The sequence below is a fragment of the Vibrio sp. M260118 genome, assembly GCF_036533755.1.
Taxonomy (GTDB): domain Bacteria; phylum Pseudomonadota; class Gammaproteobacteria; order Enterobacterales; family Vibrionaceae; genus Vibrio.
The window spans coordinates 1-7,365 of sequence record NZ_JATABG010000168.1; the positions used below are offsets into that span (position 1 = coordinate 1).

A 7,365-nucleotide genomic window follows, 5' to 3' on the forward strand; every position below is an offset into this window, starting at 1 on the left:
ACAGCCTTAACTCTTACTGACTGAGGAGACTGCGGCAAATCAAAGCCTTGCAGTTTGGCCATTTTCCCGCCGATTTCGAGCGCTTTCTTGACAAGCTTGTCTTCGTTGTGGAGCTTTGAGCTTTTTGACATTAATTAACCCTCTTAACCCTTTCGCTCAGACTACCTGTTTTACTTTCTCTTCGCACCTGATTGCGTTTCCAATTGATATTCAGCAACACAAAATTGAGAACTTTGCGTTATTTCTTGGTTTCAGGTCACTATTGTATAAACAACAATACGCGCATTTTTGTTACTATCATTCACTTCAATGTAGATAACAGAGATTAGATTGATGAAGAATACGTTACTAATTATCGCAGCCGCACTTTTTATCGCAGGATGCTCTAACACTTGGGATGGAGTTAAAGAAGACTCTTCAAAAGTATGGAACGACACTAAAGAAGCGATCCATGAGGCGACCGAGTAGTTCTTTAGTTCAAATTCAACCTGAACTATAGAGTTAGTAAGCGCCCACAAATCAATTAATCAGAACTGCATTGGGCGCGTCATCCAAGTGAGCCAATAGACTAACGTTGTGCTGCGTGGGTTAGGCAATTCCAAAATCAACGAAAAGATCTCTTGCAACTGGCATTACGGATAACACCAAAAGCAGAGACATAGTAAGATTGAAAACACGCAGGGAGCGCGTGTTTTGCAAGTATTGTCTGAGAACCGAGCCAAACACTAACCACACGCCAACGCAAGGGAATGACACCACAAAGAACATGGTCGCAATCGTCAGATTTTGCGATGTATATGCCTCTCCGACGGTAGTAAAAGCCGAGATTGCACCAATCGCTACCACCCACGCTTTGGCGTTTACCCACTGAAACAGAGCCCCCTTAACAAACCCCAATGGCTTTTCTTGCTGACTTCCAGTAGATATTTGGCCCGACTGCGCAATTTGCCAAGCAAGGTAAAGTAGGTACAAAGTACCCAAAGTTTTGATCACGACATCTAGTTGAGGGAAGATGACAAAAAACTGACCAAACCCTAAACCCACCAGTAACAGCATGATGGTGAATCCCACACATATCCCAGTTAGAAGCGGAATCGTTTTTTTGAAACCGAAGTTAACTCCTGAGGTCATAACCATAATATTATTCGGCCCAGGAGTAACCGAGCACGATATGGCAAATAGAGCGACAGACACTAAATATTCCACTTTAGACTTCCTTTTCCCTTCCGGTTGAATACTTACTTTCCTTCAACATGAATTATTTAATGAACGAATGATTTATATATTGAACATAACAGATATGTTTGTCAAACCGTCCAATCGTTTTTTATAATGAACGAATCGACAACACCGTGAGATTCAATGCACTATGAACAATGCACCGATAGAACAGATCGCAGCTACCCTCAACTTTGAAAGGCAGCGTGCCGGATTAAGCATCGCAGAGGTCGCCCGAAGAGCCAATATTGCTAAGTCAACGCTTTCTCAATTAGAAAATGGGGTAGGTAACCCAAGCATCGAAACACTTTGGTCTATCTGTGTGGTACTGGATATCCCTTTTTCACGATTGATTGAAGAGCCATCGGCAAAAACTAAGGTGATTCGTCATGGTGAAGGCGTCTCGGTATTCTCCAACAACGAAGATTACAAAGCGACACTATTAGCAGCATGTCCAGCCAACGTCAACCGCGATATCTATTGGCTTGAAGTCAAGCCTGGTCAACCGTTCCATTCAGAGCCGCACAATCGTGGAGTTGTCGAGCACATCGTCATAGTGAAAGGCAAAGCGCGACTAGGGGTGTTATCCGACCAACATGAGCTCAATGAGGGCGACTACATCACTTACCCTGGTGATCAACCGCATATCTTTGAAGCGTTAGAATCAAACACACGCGCCTTGTTGGTGTCTGAATATCGGTAGCGTGTTATTAAGCTAACCCATAATAAATAACATTGTTTCTTCAGTGAATTCTTGAACAGACACCATTCCGTTCTACTATTTATATAGGGCTTGTTGCGATAAGGAGCGAACGTTCAATGCTTTTAAGCCGCTGTTGTTTTCCACTGCATTCTACTAGCCAATGTTTTTGTTTAGTTAGGGTTCTCTTGCGGTTTCTATATTCGAGCCACCATGAGAACTATTTATGAGTGTAAGCCGGCTGCTTTTCGCAGGATTACTGTTAGCACAGGCTCCTTTTACAGCAGCCCATACCATGACTCAAACATCCTCTCAGCTTACTATCCACCACGATACTGCTGAACTAACAGTTCTAGTCGACATCGATAATTGGTTGCTCACTCTTCAAGACCCTCACGCATGGCTATTGGGCGACACTGAAACCCTACTTAGCGAGCCTCAACTATCTTCCGGCCGTATCAATCATGAGTTATATAAATTACTAGAGCATGAAATTAAACTCACCATTGACGGAAAGCACGTGCCATTAGCCCCGGTTAAAGACACGGATCTTCAGCGTGACCATGTGGTTGAGTTTCGCTTCTCAGCGACACACGCTAGCCACTTACCACACCACGTCGGAATCCGTTTTCCCAAATCCCTTGGTGACGTTGAGTTTGTCATCTCTAAGCCGGTTTACAGCAAGTTGTCTGCTGGGTCCACCAATAACTTTCCCATGCAGTAACTCAAAACTCTATGTCAAGCATAGTGTTTTACCTCCTAGCTAATCATAGACCTAGCATTTGAAGCGCAAACTGACTAACCTGTTGGAAATGACACTTAGAATGGTGTCCCCATCTTACTTTTTGCTAACGCCAGAACACAGTATGCCCAATCATATTCTCGACCAGATCCCAACAGGGGTTCGCTTCATGCTTCTTTCTGCGCTCGGTTTTGCGCTTATGTCAGCCAGCGTAAAGTATGTCAGCAATTACGGCATTCCTGTGTTCGAAATAGTGGCAGCTCGTGCTCTCGTCTCTTTAGTGATCAGTTATCTCGATGTAAAACGCAAGGGAATATCCGTATGGGGCAATAACAAGCCTTTACTCTTTGCCAGAGGCACAATCGGTACCATAGCATTGATGTGTGTTTACTACTCAGTAACAACACTACCTTTAGCTGAAGCAACCATCTTGCAATACGTTCATCCAGTATTTACCGCCTTACTTGGTGTGCTAATTTTGAAGGAACGAATCCAAACATCCACCATGATATGCATCGCTTTCTGCTTAGCTGGGCTATGGGTGATGGTCCAACCAAATATGAACGGCAACGCAGCAGAAGAACTGCCAATGTTCAGTATTCTGATCGCGCTACTTGGCGCATTCGGTAGTTCCATCGCATATGTAATTGTGAGGAGGCTTAGCCAAACCGAAGACAGCTCAGTGATCATTTTTTACTTCCCACTCGTCGCACTACCCGCTTCGCTTCTACTCGCGCTAAACGATTTTGTCTGGCCAAGTTTATACCTTACTGTCATTTTGGTACTCATTGGAGTGTTCACTCAGATCGGGCAATACGGCCTAACTAAAGCGATGCAAACACAGGAGGCCGGAAAAGCCTCAGCCTACTCCTATGTTCAGATCGTCTTGTCGGCACTTCTAGGCGTATGGATTTTCAATGAAGTACCTTCCGTTTGGACTTATCTTGGTGGCGGGTTGATTGTAACAGGTGCCTTGATTAACGTATTTGGCAAGCAACTGCTTAAGCCTTTCACTGCAGGCCGATAGCCAGTAACCACGCCACATGTTACCTAAAACTCTACCCGTTCTAGAGTATTTCATCAGTGCTTGAGGTAAATCACACCGTGTTGTTTTTGGGTCACTTAAGGTATAGGCATAGCAAACAAAAACCTAACTTTACTTGAAAAACTATCAAGGCCGACAATGATGAAAAATAGCCTATTTATAGTCGCAGCTGTATGTATTTGCGTCATCAGCATTGGGGTATACAGCCCGCTAGCGTTTGCCAAAGAGATAAAAAATGTTGCCAACTGGGAAGATGGCAAGGCGCTAACAAGAATTGAAGATACCAGAAGTGGTGCAATTTCAGTTATGCACACCACTTTAATTGAGGGAAACCTCAATACATGGCCGATGTTTCAGTTCACCTTCTCCAAGCTCGAACAGACCAATCACGGTACATACATAGGAGAAGATGCCTGTAAACTGGCTAATTTTCCAGGAGAAGACATATACCGAGACGAGTATTGGGTAATCAATGATAAGCGCACCAAAATGAGGGCGCGCTGCGTTACCAATAACGGTAGTAACGTTCTGATTGTAATCCCTAGCACGTGGAAGCTAGAGCACGCGTTCCTTGAAGACCTATTCAAAAGAACCACTAAGCCAATTTCGTTCCAAAGGCTCACGGGTAATGAAATCACCACCGAAGCGAGCGCAATAGGCTTCACCAAGGCATGGCAAGTAAAACGTATAGAAATGACGACCAATAGTGCTAATCAAGGTGATGCCCACGCACAGTTAACCCTGGGAACTCTCTATAGTAACGGAGAAGGTGTGACACAAAGCGATCAGAACGCTGCTAAATGGTTCCGCAAAGCAGCCGAACAAGGCGAATCACACGCACAACATAACCTTGCTGTACTGTACGAAAATGGACGAGGTCTAACACAAAGCTTTGAGAATGCGGCCAAGTGGTACCGGAAAGCTGCGGAACAAGGTAATTCACGATCTATGCTTAACCTAGGTATCCTTTATCAAACAGGAAGAGGAGTTGCCAAAAACGACGAGTACGCGGCTAGCTTGTATCTTGAATCAGCCAAACAAGGCGAACTCTATGCTCAATATCTAATTGGCATTCTATTTATGGAAGGAACAGGTGTCCCACAAAGTGACCAAAACGCCTTAATGTGGTGGCATAAAGCTCTTGAGTCACATCCCAACGAGACGGCTTTACTCAATAACCTTGCTTGGTATTACACAGAGAATGACCAGCTTAGTAAAGCAAAACCACTGGCCGAAAAGGCGTATAAATTGGCAGGGGCGAGCAGTCCAACAATCGCAGACACCTATGGTTACTATTTACTCAAATCCGGAAAGTCCGTGCAAGCAATGAGCGTTCTTGGAAAAGCATACAAGGCAATGAGCGACAACGAAGAAATATCGTTGCACTACGCTGAGAGTCTAATTGCCAATAACTACAATAAGTCAGCCAAAGAAGTTCTGGCAAAAATAGATGGTAAAAACGCGCACCTTGCATCGCGTAAGCGAGAACTTTTAGCTCAGATTGAATAGTAACTTTATATGATTAATAAACACAATCGCATCATGCTTTGGCTTGAACAAGGCAAGTCTTCGAAAGACCAGCGCCCGCTAATTTCTTAGCGGGCATACCTAATGCGCTAGACGCGATAGTGTTCTATCTCGTTACGCAATACTTCAGCAAGTTCTGCCAACTCCTGCGTCGCAGCACTACTTTGCTCAGCACCCACTGCATTTTGATTAGAGATCTCGCTGATGCTACTGATGTTAGCGTTGATCTCTTCGGTAACTAAGCTCTGCTCTTCTGCTGCGGTGGCAATTTGCGCATTCATCGCCGTAATTTGGTCTACGCTAGCTTTGATTTGAGTCAGTGCATCTCCGGCCTCGCGTGCTTTATCCACGGTTGATAGAGCATTGTTGGCACCAGCTTCAAGTTGTTGCGTAGAATCGCGGCTGCCTTGCTGTAAGCGTTGAATAGTTTGCAGAATTTCTTCGGTTGATTCTTGAGTTCGACTAGCAAGGGTACGCACTTCGTCAGCCACGACCGCGAAACCACGACCTTGTTCGCCTGCGCGTGCGGCTTCAATGGCGGCATTAAGCGCTAGCAGGTTTGTCTGCTCAGAAATCCCTTGGATGACATCAACCACGCTGCCGATTTCTTCAGAGTGCTTCGCCAGTTGGTGCATAGACTCGACGGATTCTTGCATCTCTTGCGACAAACGTTCGATCATAATGACGCTGTCCATCACCACCTTCTGACCATTCGCTGCCGCGATATCGGCTTTATCAGACGCAGCGGCGGCAGACGCAGCACTTTGCGCGACTTCATGCACTGTGGCGGTAAATTGGTTAATAGCGGTTGCCACCTGCTCGGTTTGTGACTGCTGAGTCATGATATTTTGTTTAGTTTGCATCGACACTGCTGAGTTTTCTTCCGCAGAGCGCGCCAGCTGACCAATAGAGTCACGATTGGTTTGCACCACGTGTTGGAAGCTAGTCACGATACGATTGACCGACCCAGCGATGTGTGAAAACTCGTCGTCTCCAGACGCATCTAAACGTTGTGTCAGATCGCCTGTGGCAATTTTGTCTGATTGTTGCTCCAGTTCAGAGACCGCGTGGTTGACTCGACGTATCACAAACAGTGACATAGTAGTAATCACTAGTAACGATACGATGGTGATTACACTTACGACCCAAATAAAACGCTCACTGTTAGCCTCTGCGTTCTCAAAGCTTTCACGCCCTTCTTCTACCTGCATAGCAAAGAACTGTTCCGCGTACTGGTAGGCCTGCTGAAACTTAGGATTGATATGCTGTAGCAAAATAACGTTTGAAGCGTTGAAGTCACCACTAGCAAGCTTTGCAATTGCAGGTTCAAAGCCTTGTTTTGTTATTTCATCGATGATCTGCGCCAAGCTCTTGACGACTTTCGCCTCATTGCCTTCGAGATCGGATTGAAGTAACTCGTTATCAATGATGTGGTGCAGACTTCCTAGTGAACCTTCAATCTGTTTGATGTGAAATTCTACCGGATGATCATGCATTGAGGCCATTTTGGATGATGGGTCATGCTGAAACGCCAGCAATAAAGCACTGCGAGCATTACCGAGCTCATCAATAACCTTACTGGTGCGTATGGTGTGTTGCATCCCTTGACTGTACAGTTGTTCAATATCACTGGCGGCTATTCGCATCCCAGAAATACCTTGATATCCCAATGCTAAAAAGGCGATCAAAGTCAAAAGCACACTGATTTTAAGTTTTGTCCCGACACTGGCGAAAAAATTGGAGAGCTTCGCTTGCTGCTGACCATGAGCATCGGTGGATTCTAGCGTAGCTGAAGTCATGTTCGATCCTTATTATTAATTGGTATTTTACTAATATAGATAGCATGACCAAGACTGGCTGCTTTTAGATTTGATATAGGTCATGAATGGGTGAGATTTACCGAATCCGTATGGCACATTGTTAATGCTGTCAAATAAAGCACAACAACAGGGGGGGTTCTTGCTTTTTGCTAATGCATATAAAAACAAGCAAATTGAAGAGACGCATCCAATTTAGGGCGAAGATCAAAAACCAAAAAGCCCGCTAATTTCTTAGCGGGCTTTTCTGAATGTGGCGGAGAGATAGGGATTTGAACCCTAGATACGCTATTAACGTATGCCGGTTTTCAAGACC

General features: G+C 44.9%; 8 protein-coding genes. 5 read left to right on the forward strand and 3 right to left on the reverse strand.

Annotated elements, in window-relative coordinates; translation table 11 throughout:
- Positions 1-131 (reverse strand): DUF5062 family protein (locus tag QTO00_RS11290; protein ID WP_331424911.1); only part of this gene is annotated, 131 nt, incomplete at its 3' end.
- Positions 132-333: 202 nt separating this feature from the next.
- Between QTO00_RS11290 and QTO00_RS11295 the strand changes: the two genes are divergently transcribed.
- Entirely contained in the window at positions 334-468 is a 135-nt protein-coding gene (locus tag QTO00_RS11295) for a hypothetical protein (protein WP_038201662.1), read from the forward strand.
- Positions 469-588: 120 nt separating this feature from the next.
- Here the strand turns inward: QTO00_RS11295 and QTO00_RS11300 are convergent, their stop codons facing one another.
- Positions 589-1,206, reverse strand: a complete 618-nt coding sequence (locus QTO00_RS11300; RefSeq protein ID WP_331424906.1) for a LysE family translocator — start codon at positions 1,204-1,206, stop codon at positions 589-591.
- A 163-nt stretch (positions 1,207-1,369) separates the two neighbouring features.
- On the opposite strand from QTO00_RS11300, the gene QTO00_RS11305 reads away from it, so the two are divergent.
- From QTO00_RS11305 to QTO00_RS11320, 4 genes are all read left to right on the forward strand, one after another.
- Entirely contained in the window at positions 1,370-1,921 is a 552-nt protein-coding gene (locus QTO00_RS11305; protein WP_331424907.1) for a helix-turn-helix domain-containing protein, read from the forward strand.
- A 292-nt stretch (positions 1,922-2,213) separates the two neighbouring features.
- Complete coding sequence (locus QTO00_RS11310) at positions 2,214-2,642, forward strand: hypothetical protein (protein ID WP_331424908.1); 429 nt, start codon at positions 2,214-2,216, stop codon at positions 2,640-2,642.
- Positions 2,643-2,829: 187 nt separating this feature from the next.
- Positions 2,830-3,687 carry a DMT family transporter gene (locus QTO00_RS11315; protein ID WP_331424912.1) on the forward strand — a complete coding sequence of 286 codons (858 nt, stop codon included), beginning with the start codon at positions 2,830-2,832 and terminating at the stop codon, positions 3,685-3,687.
- A gap of 159 nt (positions 3,688-3,846) precedes the next feature.
- Complete coding sequence (locus tag QTO00_RS11320; RefSeq protein WP_331424909.1) at positions 3,847-5,214, forward strand: tetratricopeptide repeat protein; 1,368 nt, start codon at positions 3,847-3,849, stop codon at positions 5,212-5,214.
- Between the two features lie 107 nt (positions 5,215-5,321).
- Here QTO00_RS11320 and QTO00_RS11325 read toward each other — a convergent pair whose 3' ends face one another.
- Positions 5,322-7,031 (reverse strand): methyl-accepting chemotaxis protein, encoded by a 1,710-nt coding sequence (locus QTO00_RS11325; protein WP_331424910.1) that lies wholly within the window; start codon positions 7,029-7,031, stop codon positions 5,322-5,324.
- Positions 7,032-7,365 lie beyond the last annotated feature (334 nt).